This window comes from Halomonas jincaotanensis, assembly GCF_018448785.1.
GTDB classification, from domain to species: Bacteria; Pseudomonadota; Gammaproteobacteria; order Pseudomonadales; family Halomonadaceae; genus Halomonas; species Halomonas jincaotanensis.
The window spans coordinates 1-18,320 of the sequence record NZ_JAHCLU010000008.1 but is presented as its reverse complement, the minus strand read 5'-3'; the positions used below and the strand labels follow the sequence as shown (position 1 = coordinate 18,320).

Sequence of the window (18,320 nt, the reverse complement as noted above, 5' to 3'; positions counted from 1 at the left end):
GCCGAAATAACACCGCCCCCGCAGCGATGCTGCGGGGGCGGTGTTGGTTGGGGCGACGTTACGTGCTGCGTTATGGCCTGATTCAGGCGCCCTGGTGTCGGCGCCCCTTGGTCCAGCGCTGCTTGGCGTACTTGCGAAGGTTGGCCACGTTGTCGGTCTCGTCGACGATGTCCTGACCGAGGATGGTTTCGATGACATCCTCCATGCTGATGATCCCGACCCAGGTGCCCAGTTCGTCGTAGACGACGCAGATATGCTGCCGCTCGAGCACCATCGAGGTGAAGATGTGCTCGACGTTATCCTCGGCGTTCACCGACGTCACCGGATGCATGATCGACTTGAGCTCGGCCGTATCGTCCGCATGGTAGGTGTCGGCCTTGTGCACGTAACCCATGGCGTTTTCACCGCCATCCATCACCGGGAAGCGGGTGAACGCCGAGCGCCCGAGTGCCTTGTCGAACTCGGCTACGGTCATCTGTGGCTTGACCGTCACGCAGACGGTGCGCGGGGTCATCGCCTCCTTCACCGGGATATCGTGCAGGTTGAGGATGTTGGTGATCACCCGGGTCTCGTCGGGGTCCAGCGACTCCTCCTCCAGGCCGATCTGCGCCAGTGCCTTGATTTCGCCGCGCATGTCCGTGTCCTGGTTATCCTTGCCAATACGGTTGGTAATTCGCTCGGAGAGCCAGATGAAGGGCTTGAGAATCCACACCATGCCATCCAGCGTCGGCGCGAGCATAGGCGACAACTGACGCCAATAGCTGGCGCCGATGGTCTTGGGGATGATCTCGGAAAGCACCAGGATCAGCAGTGTCATCACCGCCGAGGCAATCCCCAGCCAGGCTTCGCCAAACACCACCGTCACCTGAGCGCCGACACCGGTTGCCCCCACGGTGTGGGCGATGGTGTTAAGCGTGAGGATCGCCGCCAGTGGCTGGTCGATATTCTGTTTCAGCTTGGCGAGCCGGGTATGCAGTGCGGGCCGGGTATCGCGCAGCCTGGCGATATAGCTTGGGGTCAGGGAGAGCAGCGCCGCTTCGAGCAGGGAGCAAACAAAGGATACGCTGATCGATAAAATGGCAAAGGTAGCCAGCAGGAACATGGTGCCTCGGGGGGTGGCGAAGGGTTGGGGATGTAGTGACTATCGGCGAATCATCACCGATCCTTTCAAGGCTGGCAAACAAAGACGGGCCCATCATCGCTAATGGGCCCGTCCTCAACATCAACATCAACTACTATCATGGCGGTGGCCAGGCTAGCTGAACTTCTCCATCGTCCACTTCCCTTTTCGGTGGAATCGGGTTCCCGCGCCCCAGATACACGGCCAACAGCAGGGACGATTGCCTCGATGCCGCGCAGTGGGACAGGCTGCACCGGCCCCGTGAGACCGTTCCATCGAGCACGATGCGTGGTCGCCTCTTGTTTGACTAGCCTGAAAGAGGCATTTTATATACCATTTTAAACCCGCACATCATCCCGGAGGGTTGTATGCTGACCCAGTCCACCATCGATACGGTCAAGAGCACCGCCCCGCTACTCGCGGATGAAGGGGAAAAAATCACCCGGCTATTCTACGAAAAGCTATTCCATCATCACCCCGAGCTCAGGAACGTCTTCAACATGGCCAACCAGGCGAAGGGTGATCAGGCGCGCGCCCTGGCCGATTCGGTCTTCGCCTATGCCAGCCATATCGACCAGCTGGAAGCCTTGGGACCGGCGGTCAAGCGCATCGCCCAGAAGCATGCCAGCCTTCAGGTAGCCCCGGAACACTACCCCATTGTCGGCAAATACCTGCTGGAAGCGATCCGTGACCACCTCAAGTTGCACGACGACGATCCGGTGCTTACGGCGTGGGCAGAGGCCTACGAGGCCCTGGCGGCGATCTTCATCCAGACCGAGGAGGGGATCTACCAGGCGAACGAGGCCGCGCCCGGTGGCTGGCGAGGCGATCGGACCTTCATCATCGACAGGGCCGAACCCGAGACTGACGAGATCAAGTCCATCTACCTGCGGCCGGAAGATGGCCAGCCGATCGCGGGCTTCCGCCCCGGTCAGTACGTGGGGGTCAAGACCCAACCGCCTTCCTCGGAATTTGACGAGATCCGCCAGTACTCGCTGTCCAGTGCCCCGGGGGATCCATACTATCGTATTACCGTCAAGGCGGAGGCCGCCGGCACCTCGGCCCCCGGCCAGGTCTCCAACTTCCTGCACGATGCCAGTGTCGGCGACAGGATCTGGCTACGGCCGCCCACCGGCGATTTTGTCGTCGAAAAGCGTTCCGAGAGGCCGGTGTTGATCGGCGGGGGGATCGGCATCACGCCGCTGGTCAGTATGCTGCTCAATGCTGTACAGCAAGGCTGGGAACTCGAGCATCTGGTATTTATCCACTGCTGTCGCGACCGCTCGCACCATGTCATGCACGACGAGCTTCGTGCGCTGAGTGCGCAGAAGGGCTTCAAGTATTATGTCGCCTATGAGCAGGGGGAGGGAGCCGACCATCTCGGCTACCTGGACACGGACATCCTCGAAAAGTGGTTGCCCTTCGAGGGTCGTGGTGATGTCTATTTCTGCGGGCCCACCGCCTTTATGTCAGGCCTGAACATCCTGCTCAAGCGGATGGGCTACGGTGACGACCAGCTCCACTACGAGATCTTCGGACCGCGTATCCGCTTCAGCGAGGCCTCCTGACACTGGCGAGAGCCGCCTGATATATAGTTGTGCATGAAACAAAGACGCCACCCGGTTAGCCGGGTGGCGTCTTCGCATGAGTAACGCCTACTGGCGGCGCAAGGTAGGCCTCAGGGCAGCTGTTCTTCCTCGTCGTCCGCTTCCTTCTTTGGAGGAATCAGGTCCTCGCGATCCAGATGCACGGTCAACAGCAGGGCCGAGGCCACGTAGATGGACGAGAAGGTGCCGATCACGACGCCGATGAGCAGGGCGATGGCGAAGCCTTCGATCATGTCGCCACCCAGCAGCAGAAGCGCCAGGAGGACCAGCACGGTGGTGCCGGACGTCGCCAGGGTGCGCGACAGGGTCATGTTGATCGCTTCGTTGAAGATCGCCGGCATGTCGTCGATGCGTGACTTGCGGATGGTCTCGCGGATGCGGTCGTAGACCACGATGGTGTCGTTGAGCGAATAGCCGATCACCGCCAGCAAGGCCGCCAGCACCGTCAGGTCGAAATCTAACTGGAACAGCGAGAAGATGCCGACCACGATGATCACGTCATGGATCAGCGCAAGCAGTGCGCCGATAGCGAACTTGTACTGGAAGCGAAAAGCGACATAGAGCATCACCACGCCCAGGGCCACCAGCAGGCCCATGCCACTCTGATCACGCAACTGGTCGCCCACTTGGGCGCCGACGAACTCGGCGCGCACCAGCTCCACCTGCTCGCCTGTGTCGCGCAGCATGCGGACCACCTGCTCGCCGACGTCGGGGTCGAAGGCCTGCTGCAGGCGAATTAATACTTCGGTGGAGGCGCCGAAGGTCTGCACCGAGACATCGCGGAAGCCGGCGTCCTCAAGCAGCTGGCGAACTGCATCCAGGCTCGGTGCTGTCGCATATTGCACTTCGACCAGGGTGCCACCGGTAAAGTCCAGGCCGAGGTTGAGCTGCTGTAGCAGCAGTGCGGCCAAAGACACCAGCAACATCAGACCCGATACCGCGAAGGCGATGCGGCGTTTGCCCATGAAGTCGAACTGTCGAGTCACGAGGGTTTTCATTACCACCTCTTATATCCAGAGCTTCTTGACCGGCTTGCCACCGTAGGTCAGATTCACCATCGCCCGGGTCACCATCAGTGCGGTAAACAGCGAGGTTAGGATCCCGATGGACAGGGTCACGGCAAAGCCCTTGACCGGCCCGGTGCCGATCGAGAACAGGATCACCGCCACGAGCAGGGTGGTGATGTTGGCATCGACGATCGAGGTGAAGGCACGCTCGTAGCCGGCTTGAATCGCCTGCTGAACCGACAGGCCGGTGCGTAACTCCTCGCGTATTCGCTCGAAGATCAGCACATTGGCGTCGACCGCCATGCCCAGCGTCAGCACGATACCGGCGATGCCGGGCAGCGTCAGGGTGGCGCCGAGCATCGACATGACCGCGATCAGCAGCGTCAGGTTGAGACCGAGCGCGACCGTCGCGAACACGCCGAACACCTTGTAGCGCACCAGCATGAACGCCACGACCAGCAGCAGGCCGATCTGCACCGAGAGCAGTCCGCGTTCGATGTTCTCGGCGCCGAGGCTCGGCCCGATGGTGCGTTCCTGAGCGAAGTAGATCGGTGCGGCCAGCGAGCCCGAACGCAGCAGCAGTGCCAGCTCGGCGGCCTCGGTGGGCGAGTCGAGTCCGGTGATGCGGAAACTGTTGCCCAGCGCACTCTGGATGGTTGCCAGACTGATGATACCGCGCTCGGTATAGGTCTCGCGCTCGACCACCGGCTCACCATCCTCCATCACCGTGATGTCGCGGCTCTTGTGCTCGATAAACAGCACCGCCATGTTACGCCCGATGTTGGTGCGGGTGGCACGGTTCATCAGGGTGCCGCCGGTGCCGTCCAGGTCGATGTTGACCTGGGGACGTCCGTTCTCGTCGAAGCTATGGTTGGCGCTCGAAACACTGTCCCCGGTGATGATCACATCGCGCATCAGGTCGGCACTGCGCGATTCGTCGTTGCGGAAGGGAAAGCTCTGGGTCTCGTTGTCCGGTGTGTCGGAGCGCGCCTCGAGACGAAACTCCAGGTTGGCGGTCGCCCCCACGATGCGCTTGGCGGCGGTGGTGTCCTGAACGCCGGGCAGCTCGACCACGATGCGATCCGGACCCTGGCGCTGGACCAGCGGCTCGGCCACGCCCAGCTCATTGACGCGGTTGCGCAGGGTGGTGAGGTTCTGGTTGATGGCATAGTCCTGCAGCGCGTCCACCGCCTGATCGGTCATGGTCATCACCAGCCGGGCGCCACGGTCCTCGCCTTCATTGGCGTAGTCGAAGTCGGGAAATTCGCGGCTGATCAGGCTGCGGGCCTGATCGCGATCCTCGGCATTGGCGAAGGTCATCGAGATGGTGCGATCGTCGATCTCGGTATCGCGATAGCGAATTCGCTCGCTGCGCAGCGTCTCGCGCATGGCGCTGGCGTTGACTTCGAGGCGTTGCTCGAGGGCGGCCGCCATATCGACTTCGAGCAGGAAATGCACCCCACCCCGCAGATCCAGACCCAGGGTCATCGGCGACGCAGAGAGGCCCTCGAGCCATGACGGTGTCGATTCGGCCAGGTTCAGGGCCACCACGAAATCGTCGTCGAGGATCTCGGCGATACGGTCGCGTGCGTCGAGCTGGTCATCGTCATCATCCAGGCGCACCAGAAGCCGGCCGTCCTCGGCATCCATGGCCTTGATGGCGATGTCGGCGTCTTCCAGTGCGGAGCGGATGCGCTCGACCTGGCGCTCGTTGATACGCATATCGCCTTGAGCGCTGCTGACCTGTACCGCTGGGTCCTGGGGGAAAAGATTGGGCAGGGAGTAGATCAGGCCGGTAAGAAGGACAACGACTATCAGCAGATACTTCCACAGGGGATAACGGTTAAGCATGCAAGGCCTGCCTCGTAGCTAGCGTGGTGCGCTCGCAGGGAAATAATAGCTCGAGGCCATCCGCAGATGGCCTCGTTCCGGGGTCGTGCGCCATCGGGAAGGGCGTGCGACGGTGTCAGCGGGCGTCAGATGGACTTGATGGTGCCCTTGGGCAGCACCTGCGCAACGGCGGCTTTCTGCACGCTGATCTCGGTGCCCTCGGCAATTTCCATGGTCAGGAAGTCGCTGTCATCGGAGACCTTGGTGATCCGGCCCAGCATGCCGCCACCGATGACAACCTCGTCACCCTTGGAGAGGCTGGCGATCAGCTGCTTGTGCTGCTTGGCGCGCTTGGCTTGGGGGCGCCACAGCAGGAAGTAGAAAATCGCGACGAAGCCGACCAGCATGACAATCTGGGCGATACCGCCGCCCGCGGCGCCCGCGTCCTGGGCCATGGCCGGTGAGATGAAGAAGTCCAGCATGAAGGTGAGTCTCCTGATGGTTTGACGGAAAGTGGCGTGAGAGAGCCGAGATTGGCGCGACAGGAACGAGGTTCGTGTCTACGCTAGCCAGTGCCATCCAGGATGGCACCGGCCCTGAAATCAGTTCGGTGCGGGAGGAACCGGCAGCCCACGCTGCGCATAGAAGCCTTCCACGAAGTTGGCCAATGTACCCGCTTCGATGGCACCGCGCAAACCGGCCATAAGCCGCTGGTAGTGACGCAGATTGTGGACAGTGTTAAGCATCGAGCCAAGCATCTCGCCACAACGCTCCAGATGATGGAGATAGCTACGCGAAAAATGCCGGCAGGTGTAACAGTCACAGCCGATTTCCAGCGACCGGGTATCGTGGCGGTGCTTGGCATTGCGGATCTTCACGGTGCCATCGAAGGTGAACAGGTGGCCGTTGCGCGCGTTGCGGGTGGGCATCACGCAGTCGAACATGTCGATGCCGCGGCGCACGCCCTCCACCAGATCCTCGGGCTTGCCCACGCCCATCAAGTAGCGCGGGTACTGAGCGGGCATCCAGTCAGGCAGGGTGTCGAGCGCGGCGATCATCTCGTGCTTGGGCTCGCCAACCGACAGACCGCCGATGGCCAGGCCGTCGAAGCCGATCTCCAGCAAGCCCTCGAGCGAACGGCGGCGCAGCTCGGGGTACATGCCGCCCTGGATGATTCCGAACAGCGCCGAGGGCGAGTCGCCATGGGCCTCGCGGGAGCGCTTCGCCCAGCGCAGCGAGCGCTCCATCGACACCTCGGCCTCCTGCTCGGTGGCCGGATAGGGCGTGCATTCGTCGAAGATCATCACTACGTCGGCGCCCAATGCGCGCTGCACCGCCATGGACTCCTCGGGACCCATGAACACTTTGGCGCCATCCACCGGCGAGCGAAAATGCACGCCCTGCTCGGTGATCTTGCGCGTCTCGCCGAGGGAAAAAACCTGGAAGCCGCCGGAGTCGGTGAGGATCGGTTTCTGCCATTGGGCGAAGTCGTGCAGGTCGCCGTGAGCCTCGATGACCTCGGTGCCGGGGCGCAGCCACAGGTGAAAGGTGTTGCCGAGGATGATCTCGGCACCGATCTCCTCCACCGAAGCGGGCGTCATGCCCTTGACGGTGCCGTAGGTGCCCACCGGCATGAAGGCCGGCGTTTCGACGCTGCCACGGGGAAAGGACAGGCGGCCGCGACGGGCGCGCCCATCGCTTGCCAAGTGTTCGAAGGTCATGAAGCTTTCGTCGCGCATGTAAGTCTCGAGTCAGGAACGCTGGCGGGTTAAAAACATCGCATCGCCGTAGCTGAAGAAGGCGTAGCGCTCGGTCACGGCTTCGCGGTAGGCCGCCATGGTGGTCTCGAATCCGATGAAGGACGCCACCAGCATCATCAGGGTCGATTCCGGCAGGTGGAAATTGGTCACCAGCGCATCGACGCAGCGCCATGCATATCCCGGATAGATGAAGATATCGGTCTCGCCGCGAAGCGGGGCGATTTCACCGCTGTCGCTCATCAGGCAGGCGCTTTCCAGGCAACGCACGCTCGTCGTGCCAATGGCCACCACGCGGCGCCCGGCCGCCTGGGTGGCGCGCACCTGCTCGCAGGCCGCCTCGGTGACCTCGATCCATTCGCTGTGCATCTGATGCTCGCGGATGTCGTCGACGCGCATCGGCTGGAAGGTGCCGGCCCCAACGTGCAACGTGACGAAGGCGCTATTGACGCCCTTGGCGGCGAGCGCCTCGAGCAGCGGCTCGTCGAAATGCAGTCCCGCCGTGGGGGCGGCCACGGCGCCATCTCGGCGGGCATAGACAGTTTGATAGCGCTCGCGGTCGGCGAGCTCGTCGGCACGGTCGATGTAGGGCGGCAGCGGCATATGGCCGTGTCGCTCCAGCAGCTCAATCAGCGGCGTCTCGCCGAGAAAACGCAGTTCGAAGAGTGCGTCGCGTCGGCCTTCGACCACGGCGCGAACGTCCCCCTCGAAGCGGATCTCGGTGCCGGGCTTCGGCGACTTGCTGCTGCGCAGGTGGACCAGGCCGCGGTGGGCGTCCAGTGGGCGCTCGAGCAGCATCTCGACCTTGCCGCCGCTGGCCTTGTGCCCGTGCAGCCGGGCCGGGATCACGCGAGTATCGTTGAACACTAGCAGGTCGCCGGGCTCGAGCAGATCGACCAGGTCGGGGAAGCGGCGATGCGCCATGGCGCCGCGTTCACCCTCGACGCACAGCAGGCGGCAGTCACTGCGCTGCTGCGAAGGGTATCGGGCGATCAGCTCGTCGGGGAGGTCGAAGTGGAAAGCGGCGCGCTGCATGGGGGCGTTTCGGTCCCTGAGTCCAGAAAGTCGGGTTTGCGGCCGGATGGCTTAGCCGCCAAAGCGGGCAAGGATACCGTCTCAGGCCGGTGAAGTCAGCCGAGCGATTGACCTGACACGCGTGCCACGTATAATGCTTTCGCGCTGCCGGCGTGGCGGAATTGGTAGACGCAGCGGATTCAAAATCCGCCGCTGGAGACAGTGTGTCGGTTCGAGTCCGACCGCCGGCACCACTTAGAAAACAGTCGCTTACGAGCGGCTGTTTGCGTTTCTGTCTTCCCTCATTCTATTGCGTGGTCGCAGTTTGGTCGCAGAAGGCCGCGCTCAAGCTCGGCAAGCGTGAGCCAATATCGTCCAGACCCGCATCGAACATGTGCGAGTAGCGGCTGGTGACGATCAAGCTGGAATGCCCCAGCAGATCGCGCACCGTGGTCATGCTCTCGCCGGCCTGGGCCAGCATGCTGGCATAGCTGTGACGCAAATCGTGGAAGCGCAGGTCGGGCCGCCCTACGGCCTGGCGAGCGTCTTCCCATACCTTGCGCAGTCGGGCATAGGTCGTGGCGAATGGCAGGTCCTCCAACCAAGCCTGGGCGTCTTGCGGTACCGGCACCACCCGGGCCTTCCCACTCTTCGTCTGATTTGGTCGCAGCAGGATGCGACCAGCGTGGACGTTCTGCGCATCCAGGGCCAGCAGCTCGCCCTGGCGCAGCCCGGTGAGCGCTGCCAGGGCGATCACCCGTTTCTCGACAATTGAGTGATCGGGGATGGCTTGTAGCAGCTGACTCACTTGCTCGATGGTCAGGTACACGTGCCGCTCGTTCTTCGGCATTTTCTTGCGGATCTTGTCGCCCAAGGGGCGATCCAGCCATTCCCATTCCCGATAGGCTAGGTTCAGAACCCGCTTTACCACCTGCAGATGGTTGTTGATGGTGCTCTGCGCACGTCCTTGCTTGCGAAGGTCGCGGGCCATCTCGCGGGCTTTGTCGACGCTGTCCATGCCGAGCAGTACCCGGTCGCCCATGTAGTGGGTCACCGGGCGGATGGCCTTCACCTGGCTGGCCACGTCGTATTCGTCGATCCATCGTTCGAGCCCCTCGATGAAGGTACGCCGCGGCTGGCGCCCCATGGCCTCCCCCTGGAAGGCCGCTTCGTTCAGTTCGGCTTGGCGCTTCGCTGCGTATTCCCGCGCCTGCCGCTCCCCCTCTCGATCCCCCGCAAACGATCGTTGATATCGCTGACCGTCGTAAGTTTCCGTGACCACCCACCGGATCCTTTTTTCCCTGTATCTGACTGTAATTCCCATGTGTCGCGTTCCTCAGGCTGAGGGCCGCGCTTGCAGCTCTCAGCGTACCTCTCAACTGCGCTCTGCTCAAAGCGCACCGAAGTGCCAATATGGACGAACCCGATTTTGTGCTTGTTGCTGTATACCCAGCTCAGGCTCATGCCCAATCTTTCGGCGACCTGCTCGGGGCGTAGTAGTGCTCCTGCCATTGCAGTTTCCCTAATTCGCTATCCTTGATGGCCCAATCTTAGTGACCCGCCGTCGCCTGCGAATCAGCGCTCCTAAATCGATCCGGAATTTTAGGGACCGCCATTGACATCGTTGCATCGATGTGGCTGAGGGTGGGTCAAGGTGGCCGCAGCCAGAAGCGGATGCTATATAAGAGTCACTGGATTAAGCAGAGAGGCATGAGTGACGTGACTACAACAGACCCTTGGCAGATGATCTTTGATAAAGCCGGTGACCTAGCCGACTCTCTTTTGCACGAACAACCGAAGAGTGAGTTCGATGCGGTGGACTTTGAAGAGAAAGTGGTCAGCGTCTTGAAGAAAATTGCATACGGAGAGGTCAACCCGAGAGAAGATTGGTCGGTGATCATACGGCCAGTTAATAAAAAGAGTAAGCTCGATGAGGAAATTGAAAAGCATTTCGAAATTGCATTGCGGCAGGCTGTGTTCGTCCGTGTTATTTTTGAATATGACATGCAGAAAATAAGAGCGAATTTCCCTGAAGTTTCGCAGCGTAGTATGCTCTTGAGGTCAGGTGAAGAAATGCTTGATGCACTCTCCTGTGCTCAGCAGCACGCAACAGCATGGCGTTTGCTGAAGGAGGTGCGTGACAAGAGCTTTGAGGCAAGGTCTCGGAATGCAAGCCGGGTAAAGGACGAAATAAAAGAAGAGAAAAAGGTAATGTTGCGCAGCATGATTGAGCCATCAATCGAACGGCTACGTCCGCCGGGTGGTTGGCTAACCCCAGTCCTTGCTTCGCAAGATATTGCGAAATATATTGTGGATATTTTCGATAACTTGCCGCTAAGTTTTTCGATGGGAAAAGATGAAATGTCTCAGGAAATCCATCGGTTAATTGTTAAGGATTCAAGATTTAGGAAGGCTTACGAAACGAATGCTAAAGAGCCGATTGTTGATCCTGTAAAGATGCGAAGAGTTATCGTGAAATTTGGTTATAATGATCAAGAGTAGTTGAAAGGTAAGCAGGCGCGAAGCTTGATCGATTTCCATTAAATTTGTGTGAAATGCGCAGTGAAGTTCATGGCAGTCTTACTGGGAAAGCTGGCGGAATGATTGAAGGCATTTGGGTAGATAGCACTGCATCGTGCCTGCTCAGTTGGTTAGCACTTGCCGCCCCGCAGGGCGGCAAGGGAAAGCGAATATCAGAGCATGCTCAGGTCCGGCGGCCCCAGCCAAGGCATCAAGTCGATGTAACGCGTCCGGTGGTGAGTAAAAACCACCACCTGCTGATGGGCAATCAGCACTTCTAGGGCAGCTTTGAGGAGCTTTTTATCACGCAGCGGGCGTGGGGAGCGTTGACGCACATCGTTGTACCGCATAATGCGCCAGTTGAATTGGCGTAGCTCGTTAAACCACTCGTTTAGCTGATGGGCATCTTGTTCCTCTTGGGGAGCTGGCATGAACACCTGCTGGAAGTGTCCGGAGTAATAGAGACAGATATCCATTGCCATCAACACTGTCTCCGGGGTGATGCCACCCTCATGCCCTTCGAACAAGTGTATCAGCGCCGCGACGCGAGCCACGTTTTCTGCCAGCTTCGAGCCATGGTCGGGGCACGCTTCGAAGTACCCCCCCGGCCCCATCTGTGGCTCGATCTCATTGGCCACCTGTACCCAACAGGCCGCCCCTTCTGGTGTGAACTCAAGCACTTCGCGCGGCGTGTCAGGCGCGTGGACCAGGACCAGGTTCTCCCGCGCCAAGGTGGTCAAGCGTGCCTCAGCCTGCTCCCAGGCTTTCCATTCCGTGGGGGTATTTAGCGAGTAGAAGCGCTGGCCGCGAATCGATAGCGGTGCGCAGACGAGGAAACGGGCGAGCATTCCAGAGTCCCTAGCCTGCTGACCCTGTGTCTCCATGTACTTCTGCAGGATGCCGGGCTGCACCATCAGCAGCAGCATTAGGCGAGCATCGTCCAGCACGATATCTTCTTTGGTGGCCCGTGTAATGACCGTGCTGCCGCCACTCCACAGTGAGTTGATGTGGCTGCGTGCCCGGTTCATGGCGCCTTTGAAAAAGACCTCCGCCTCGTCAGTGGCCAGAGCGGCGGTGGGAATCGCCTTCTCCAGCCCCAAGAAGAGCGCCTCCGGTGTAGTGTCCTCATACAGCAGTCGGAACTCGCGGGGCGGCTCGGGCCGACGCTGATACAACTCACGCAGCGATTGACGCTCACTCTCCGCCGTACCGCCCTTGGTCTGCTTACGGTAGATCGCCTGGGTCAGCACCTTTTCCTCGGTGCGCCACTCCTCTAACTCTCCCTGATAGGTATCCAATCGCCCGCGCCACTCACGGCGCTGTTCACGTTGCACTTCCTGAATGGGGTTGAGCACGTTGTCGACAAGCGGCGTTTTGCCATCACCGGAGCCGGCGACACCCAGTGCGTTGACTGTGGTCGGTTTGAACGCTCCATTGGGCATTTTCAGGGCGTAGCGGCCTTGAGCCACTATGCTGATCCCTGCTAACAGGGTCAGGACAGTAAGGTCCAACGGCACCTGACATTTCTGACTGAGCTCATGGCTGGATCGCCACAATAGAGTGGGTCCGACGCGCTGAGGATTGAAGCTGCCGGGGGCAGGCAGTATCGGGTGAAAGGGATAGCTCATTGTCACTCTCCTATTACGGGTTGGGGTGTGCCACCAGACCTTTTCCAGTGGCAGGGCAGAGAGTGACGCTTTGAGTGCGGCATGAAATAGGCGCTACCTAAAAAGCGGAAGCTGAATAAGAAGAGCTATTGACATTAGGCGATAAATGCTGTGCGGAAATGAGGGCGCTAAGATTGCGAGGCCAACCGAAGTGGTTATTTCGGCTATTGATAGCCGAAATAACCGGTTTCCAGTGGACGTTTGGAGTCAGGCTCCATGTCGCTGAGCACCTGGCCTGCTGGTTGGTTAAAAAGTGGTTTAGATATTTTTGTTATATGCAATTTATTTTATAGGCTTTCCGAGGGTCGCTGTTTGGCATGTTGAGTGCTTTGCCACCGAGAGTGGAAGCTGTCGCGGACTGTCGATAGAGGGGTACAGGGAGTAGAGGAATCACGGCTGGATACTGATGATGACCCGGTCTGAAGATGACCTGTCAGGTGGTTCGCAGGATGGGGGCTACCTCATTGAAAAGCCTAGCGACGACTCCCATCGCAGCAATGCATCCCTTGGGCGATGGGTTTGGTGTGCGCCTTGCACATATAGCTAGCCGCGTAGAAGAGCTTCTCGAACGTGGCCTGGTCATCACGATAAAAGTGATACGTTACGATCTCTTCGGTGATCGTATCTTCGGTGACTTCCACCAGTCCCTTCATCTGCTCCGCTGGCCAGCCAACGACCCCTTCCCACGCGCGCACGAGTCGGTGGTAGAGGTTGTCCCCTGCATACGCCTCCATGTCTCCCTCCTCGGCGTAGGCGCTCAATGTCCCGAGGCTGCGCAGGGCATTGCCGTTGAACAACAGCAAGACGTGGTAATGGGGCTTGTCGCTGTTCTTCTGCTCCCGAACCCACACGTAGCGCATGTCATGCGGGTACTTGAGCTTGATCAGATCGAGCTCCCAGCACAGTCTCGTAAAGTATTTGTTCATCGCGGCATTGCTGGCATGCAGGGAGCTGACCGGCATGGCCGCGGGGAAGCGCAGATCTATGCGAATCGCAAAGGTTCGGCTATTGGCACGGCGAGCCTGGTTCATCACTCGGCGGAGGGTATGCAGGTAGTTCTCGATCAACGGTCCCCGTGAGGTCTGGACCCGCATGTCATGGTAGGTCGGATCAAACCACAGGCGTAGGTGGGGATTGTCCGGGTGGCATTTGCGCAAGCGCAGTCCGACGTTTGGCGTAAAATCCATGGTCATCTGTCTCCTGGTACACACCCACGCGGATGCCCACGGCACTGAGGCCGTGTCCTTCATGGGATGGTGTCATTGTGAAAGAGGCGAAGGGTTAGCCCATACCCAGGCGATGGCGCGCCACAACGCGTAGCCATCGTCCGGTGCAGGAAGGGATAGGTCCTGGCGAGTAGTGATACGAGCGTGGTCATGGCCTTCGGCCCCACGCCACGTGTCAGGCACTCAGTTACTTTAAAGCCCTGATAGGGGAGTCAGTATCCCTGACGGGTTCCGGTCACCTGGTTCTCCGGAAGGTTCGTTGCTGGTGCCTCTGTCGGTAGATATCTCTCAGGAAGGGTCGCTTATTCTAGCGACCTCCTACGATTGTCCATTGCCTTCCCCCTACGGGGTATCTCCTCTGGTTCTATGGGGAGGGGTCGTCGGCTCTGTTAGGCCTCCTCCTCCCTGGTGGTATCCCCCTAGGTTCTGCGTATGCATATTACTAAGTACCGTCACTCTCGCAGTGGACTGACCGATGGAAATATCGAGAGGTATCCCGCTTTCCATGAGCCATTGCGTCGTTTCGATCCCCGCTATCTATCCAGCCTGAACGCTGGAAAATAATTCCATTTTTATCTATGAGATAGCGACGAGCCGGGGAGGCTCGGTATACGCTCACAACATAGGCGACGTTTGTACTTTTTTTCAGATCTATATCACTCCTGTGAGCAAAGCCTTTCCCCGGGCTTCTTCCACCGGCACAGGAGTTGTGACATGTCCCCATCCTGCTTGCGCTGCGAATCGCGGCGCGTCATCAACCTCGAGACCGCCCGCCAGCTCGGGGTCGCGACCGGTGCGCTGGTCGGGACCCTCCAGAGCGCCTATGTGTCGCTCTATGCTCATGGAAGCGAGACCCTCGTCGCGTCGCCGCACTTCCCGCTCAGTCGCATCGCCGTGGCCGTCGTCGCCGGCGCCTCGGGTGGCATCGCCGGTGCCGCCGCCGGGCATCGTCTGGTCAAGCATCTGTTTCCTCCCGGTGACGGTACCCCCTGGCTGTGCCTGGGGTGTGGTCACGCCTTCCGCGAGTTGGCCTGACCCGGTTCCCCGATACCCCGGTTTCCACCCTCCCGTTATTCCCTTTACCGGCCCTCAGCCGGCTTTTTTTCGTCAAGGAGTTTTCTCATGGCCCATCAACTCGAACACATGGCCTACGTCGGCGACACCCCCTGGCACGGCCTGGGGCAGCAACTTTCGCCTCATCAACCGCTGGAGATCTGGCGGCAGCAGGCCGGCATGGACTGGCACATCGAGGAGGCCGCAGTGCGTTTTATCGCCGAGGGGGCGGGGCATCTGGGCAGCATCCATGCCTTCCCCGAGCAGAAGGTGCTCTATCGCTCCGATACGCAGGCACCGCTTTCGGTCGTTTCAAACCGCTACAAGGTGGTCCAGCCCGAAGAGGTGCTGGAGTTCTACCGCGATCTGACCGAGTACGCCGGTTACGAATTGGAGACCGCCGGGGTGCTCAAGGGCGGGCGCAAGTTCTGGGCGCTGGCGCGTAGCGGGCTGGGCACGGCCCTGAAAGGCCAGGATCAGGTCAATGCCTACCTGTTGCTGGCCACCTCCTGTGATGGCTCACTGGCTACCGTGGCCACGCCCACCTCGGTACGGGTGGTGTGCAACAACACCCTGACCATCGCCGTCGATGGTATGACCCAAGGCGTGAGGGTCCCGCACAGCACCGCGTTCCGCCCGCAACTGGTCAAGCAGCAGCTGGGCATCTCGGTCTCGCAATGGGACGACTTCATGCAGCGCATGAAGGCGCTGGCCGAGCGCCGGGTGACCCGCGCCGAGGCTGAGGCGTACTTCCAGTCGGTGATCTGCAACGCCGAGGCACCGTTGGAGGATCCTTCCAAGCTGCCCCACTATCGCGCCATGAATCGCGTGCAGGCGCTTTACCACGGCGAAGGGCGCGGTTCCAAGCTGTGTACCGCCCGGGACACCGCCTGGGGGCTGCTCAACGCGGTGACCGAGTACGTGGACCACGACAAGCGCGCACGCAGCAACGACACCCGCATGGACTCCGCCTGGTTCGGCCAGGGGGCGAGTCTCAAGGACAAGGCGCTGGCCTCGGCCATGGCGCTGGTGAGCTGAGCTTCGGGGGGCCGTTCGTCACGGCTCGCGTGCTTGGCGTGCTGCTTTCTTCCCCGCGCTTCCTACCCTTCGTTTCCTCTACTTTCTTCACTCCCTTTATTCACTTATTTCCTTCCCCCACCACGGCATCGCGCCCGGTCCCTCACGGCCGGGCGTTTGCGTTGATAGGAGGCACCCATGCCACCGTCCCTGTCATTCGAGACCTGCCACGCCCTGACCCTGCTGACGCGTCAGCTGCTGGAGGCCGGTGAGTCACAGACCCACACCCACGTGCTGGCCCAGGGCCGGGTCTATCGCGTGGTCGTGTCGCTGGAGCCGGTCCCGGAGGACCAGCTTCAGGACGTCATCACCCAATACTTGTAAGGAGAGCCCCATGGCAACCCGGATTCAACCTCAACACCCCCCGGCCAACGGCCAGCGTTCCACCAGCGCAGCGGCTCAGCCGCTCCAGGAAAGCACCGCGATCATCCAGGTGATCGAAAGGGCCGCCCTCAATCCCGAGGTCGACATCGACAAGATGGAGCGCCTGCTGCAGATGCAGGAGCGCGTCATGGATCGCCAGGCATTGATGGCCTACAGCGCCGCGATGGCGGCCATGCAGACCGAGCTGCCGAGCATTGCCGAACGTGGCCAGGGCAACAACGGCGCCTACGCCACCCTGGAGGACATCGTCGATACCGTGCGCCCGATCATGCAACGCCACGGCTTCGCGGTGAGCTTCCGGATCCAGACCCAGGAGCGCGGTATCCAGATCACCGGGGTGCTGATGCACCAGGACGGCCACCGCGAGGAAACCAGCATGCTGCTGCCGGCCGATACCAGCGGCAGCAAGAACGCCGTACAGGCCTTCGGCTCCTCGACCAGCTACGGCAAGCGCTACGTGCTGTGTGCGCTGCTCAACATCACCACCCGCGGCCAGGACGACAACGGCCAGACCGCGGCCGCGGTCAAGGGCGTCACGACCTTTCAGGCGAGTCAGCTCAAGCAGCTGATCGCTGCCTGTCCGCCCACCACCCAGGAATGGTTCGTCGGCAAGTACGGTGAAGCCGAGCGGGTCCCCCGCGGCGATTTCGACAAGCTGCGCGCCTCGCTGCACAAGCGGGCTCAACCCCACCGGCAAGCCCACTGACCGCGTGGATCGCCACGGATCCATGACGTCACTGAACCACTGAGCCCGTGGATCGCCACTGATCCATCACGTCACTGCACCACTGACGGCAGGCGAGGGCAGCGCCCTCGCCGCTATGCCGTCTATGCCGACTTCACCACCCCGCGAGATATCCTCTATTCATAAGGAGAGCGTCATGCAGATCCTCACCCTGGACCAGGGCACGCCCGAATGGCATGCCGCGCGCCTGGGCATCGTCACCATGTCCGAGCTCAAGACCCTGCTGGTCAAGGGCAAGGGACCGGCCGGCTTCGGTGCCGGGGCGCTGAGCTACATGCACCAATTGATCGGTGAGCGCATCACCGGTGAACCCAGCGATGCCTTTTCGGGCAATGGCCACACCCAGCGCGGTCACGCACTGGAGCCCGTCGCCCGTGAGCTCTACCAGGAGGCGACGGGCCTGCCGCGGCTCGAGCAGGTCGGCATCCTTCTCAACCACGGGGTCGGCTATTCCCCCGACTGCCTGGTCGACAGCCACGGCCTGGTCGAGATCAAGACCAAGCTACCCAGGTATCAGATCGAGCTGCTGCTGGCCGACGAGCTGCCCCCGGAGCATGTGGCGCAGTGCCAGGGCGGCCTGTGGGTCAGCGAGCGCGAGTGGATCGACTTCGTCAGCTACTGGCCCGGCATGCCGCTGTTCGTCAAGCGGGCCTACCGCGACGAGGTGATGATTCGCACCATCGCCGAGCGGGTCGCGGCGTTCTACGACGAACTGGAGCGCCGCATGGCGCTGGTGATGGCGGCCTGAGGAGCGAGACCATGAATCATCGTAAACTGACCGCTGGCGAAGTCGCCGGCACCTACCACGTCACTGCCCCGGTGACCGAGGCCGAGCTGATGGGCATCGCCCAGGGTTTCGCCAAACGCAAGCTGGCCCGGGGCCGCAAGCTCACCCAGCCGGCATTGGTCTTCGACTACCTGCAGGTGCTGTTCCAGGGCTACGAGCACGAGGTGTTCAGCGTGTTGTTCCTGGACACCCAGCACCGCGTCATCCGCTTCGAGACCCTGTTTCGCGGCACCCTCGACTCGGCCAGCGTCTACCCCCGCGAGGTGGTCAAGCGGGCGCTGGCCCACAACGCCGGCGCAGTGGTGCTGGTCCACAATCACCCCAGCGGGGATCCAGCCCCCAGCGACGCCGATCGGCGCATCACTCAGCGGCTGAAGGAAGCGCTGGGGTTGGTGGAGATCCGGGTCATCGATCACATCGTGGTCGGGAGCGAGGGATGTGTCTCCTTTGCGGAGCTGGGGTATCTGTAAATTCATACCAAAGCATAGCGCCGGTGCTGCCCTTAGGGGCGGCACCGGGTCCTTGC

Annotated in this window: 18 protein-coding genes and 1 tRNA gene; 9 read left to right on the top strand and 10 right to left on the bottom strand. The window is 61.0% G+C overall.

Annotation, left to right across the window (positions count from 1 at the left end; genetic code table 11):
- Positions 1 to 82: 82 nt before the first annotated feature.
- Entirely contained in the window at positions 83 to 1,102 is a 1,020-nt protein-coding gene (locus KG088_RS08765) for a CNNM domain-containing protein (protein ID WP_213825141.1), read from the bottom strand.
- A 386-nt stretch (positions 1,103 to 1,488) separates the two neighbouring features.
- Here KG088_RS08765 and hmpA point away from each other — a divergent pair, with 386 nt between their 5' ends.
- Positions 1,489 to 2,688, top strand: coding sequence for an NO-inducible flavohemoprotein (gene hmpA, locus KG088_RS08760; RefSeq protein ID WP_213825140.1), 1,200 nt, complete (start codon positions 1,489 to 1,491; stop codon positions 2,686 to 2,688).
- Between the two features lie 110 nt (positions 2,689 to 2,798).
- On the opposite strand, the gene secF is transcribed toward hmpA, so the two are convergent.
- The 5 genes from secF to queA form a co-directional block, all read right to left on the bottom strand.
- Positions 2,799 to 3,725, bottom strand: a complete 927-nt coding sequence (gene secF / locus KG088_RS08755; protein WP_213825139.1) for a protein translocase subunit SecF — start codon at positions 3,723 to 3,725, stop codon at positions 2,799 to 2,801.
- Between the two features lie 9 nt (positions 3,726 to 3,734).
- Positions 3,735 to 5,585 (bottom strand): protein translocase subunit SecD, encoded by a 1,851-nt coding sequence (gene secD, locus KG088_RS08750; RefSeq protein WP_213825138.1) that lies wholly within the window; start codon positions 5,583 to 5,585, stop codon positions 3,735 to 3,737.
- 125 nt (positions 5,586 to 5,710) lie between these two features.
- Positions 5,711 to 6,046 carry a preprotein translocase subunit YajC gene (yajC, locus tag KG088_RS08745; protein ID WP_213825137.1) on the bottom strand — a complete coding sequence of 112 codons (336 nt, stop codon included), beginning with the start codon at positions 6,044 to 6,046 and terminating at the stop codon, positions 5,711 to 5,713.
- 120 nt (positions 6,047 to 6,166) lie between these two features.
- Complete coding sequence (gene tgt / locus KG088_RS08740; RefSeq protein WP_213825319.1) at positions 6,167 to 7,285, bottom strand: tRNA guanosine(34) transglycosylase Tgt; 1,119 nt, start codon at positions 7,283 to 7,285, stop codon at positions 6,167 to 6,169.
- 30 nt (positions 7,286 to 7,315) lie between these two features.
- Positions 7,316 to 8,356 (bottom strand): tRNA preQ1(34) S-adenosylmethionine ribosyltransferase-isomerase QueA, encoded by a 1,041-nt coding sequence (queA, locus tag KG088_RS08735; RefSeq protein WP_213825136.1) that lies wholly within the window; start codon positions 8,354 to 8,356, stop codon positions 7,316 to 7,318.
- Between the two features lie 146 nt (positions 8,357 to 8,502).
- Here queA and KG088_RS08730 point away from each other — a divergent pair.
- A tRNA-Leu gene (locus tag KG088_RS08730) sits at positions 8,503 to 8,589 on the top strand.
- 53 nt (positions 8,590 to 8,642) lie between these two features.
- Here KG088_RS08730 and KG088_RS19945 read toward each other — a convergent pair.
- Entirely contained in the window at positions 8,643 to 9,617 is a 975-nt protein-coding gene (locus KG088_RS19945) for a tyrosine-type recombinase/integrase (protein ID WP_319941410.1), read from the bottom strand.
- Complete coding sequence (locus KG088_RS20040; RefSeq protein WP_406565599.1) at positions 9,509 to 9,847, bottom strand: helix-turn-helix domain-containing protein; 339 nt, start codon at positions 9,845 to 9,847, stop codon at positions 9,509 to 9,511. Before KG088_RS20040 ends, KG088_RS19945 begins: the two co-directional genes overlap by 109 nt.
- Before the next feature lie 198 nt (positions 9,848 to 10,045).
- On the opposite strand from KG088_RS20040, the gene KG088_RS08715 reads away from it, so the two are divergent.
- Positions 10,046 to 10,837 (top strand): hypothetical protein, encoded by a 792-nt coding sequence (locus tag KG088_RS08715; RefSeq protein WP_213825133.1) that lies wholly within the window; start codon positions 10,046 to 10,048, stop codon positions 10,835 to 10,837.
- 191 nt (positions 10,838 to 11,028) lie between these two features.
- On the opposite strand, the gene KG088_RS08710 is transcribed toward KG088_RS08715, so the two are convergent.
- Both KG088_RS08710 and KG088_RS08705 read right to left on the bottom strand, forming a co-directional pair.
- A complete protein-coding gene (locus tag KG088_RS08710; RefSeq protein ID WP_213825132.1) occupies positions 11,029 to 12,483 on the bottom strand; it encodes a YfjI family protein in 1,455 nt (484 codons plus the stop codon).
- Positions 12,484 to 12,995: 512 nt separating this feature from the next.
- Positions 12,996 to 13,709, bottom strand: a complete 714-nt coding sequence (locus KG088_RS08705) for a YagK/YfjJ domain-containing protein (protein ID WP_213825131.1) — start codon at positions 13,707 to 13,709, stop codon at positions 12,996 to 12,998.
- A gap of 753 nt (positions 13,710 to 14,462) precedes the next feature.
- Between KG088_RS08705 and KG088_RS08700 the strand changes: the two genes are divergently transcribed.
- The 6 genes from KG088_RS08700 (at position 14,463) to radC (ending at position 18,264) form a co-directional block, all read left to right on the top strand.
- Entirely contained in the window at positions 14,463 to 14,783 is a 321-nt protein-coding gene (locus KG088_RS08700; protein WP_213825130.1) for a hypothetical protein, read from the top strand.
- 87 nt (positions 14,784 to 14,870) lie between these two features.
- The gene (locus KG088_RS08695) at positions 14,871 to 15,839 is read left to right on the top strand and encodes a DUF932 domain-containing protein (protein ID WP_213825129.1); all 969 of its coding nucleotides are present in this window, start codon (positions 14,871 to 14,873) and stop codon (positions 15,837 to 15,839) included.
- Positions 15,840 to 16,016: 177 nt separating this feature from the next.
- Positions 16,017 to 16,202, top strand: a complete 186-nt coding sequence (locus KG088_RS08690) for a hypothetical protein (protein ID WP_213825128.1) — start codon at positions 16,017 to 16,019, stop codon at positions 16,200 to 16,202.
- Between the two features lie 10 nt (positions 16,203 to 16,212).
- Positions 16,213 to 16,968, top strand: coding sequence for an ERF family protein (locus KG088_RS08685; RefSeq protein ID WP_213825127.1), 756 nt, complete (start codon positions 16,213 to 16,215; stop codon positions 16,966 to 16,968).
- A gap of 175 nt (positions 16,969 to 17,143) precedes the next feature.
- Positions 17,144 to 17,755, top strand: a complete 612-nt coding sequence (locus KG088_RS08680) for a lambda exonuclease family protein (protein ID WP_213825126.1) — start codon at positions 17,144 to 17,146, stop codon at positions 17,753 to 17,755.
- A gap of 89 nt (positions 17,756 to 17,844) precedes the next feature.
- Positions 17,845 to 18,264: a RadC family protein gene (gene radC / locus KG088_RS08675; protein WP_455026609.1), complete on the top strand. Its 420-nt coding sequence runs from the start codon at positions 17,845 to 17,847 to the stop codon at positions 18,262 to 18,264.
- Positions 18,265 to 18,320 lie beyond the last annotated feature (56 nt).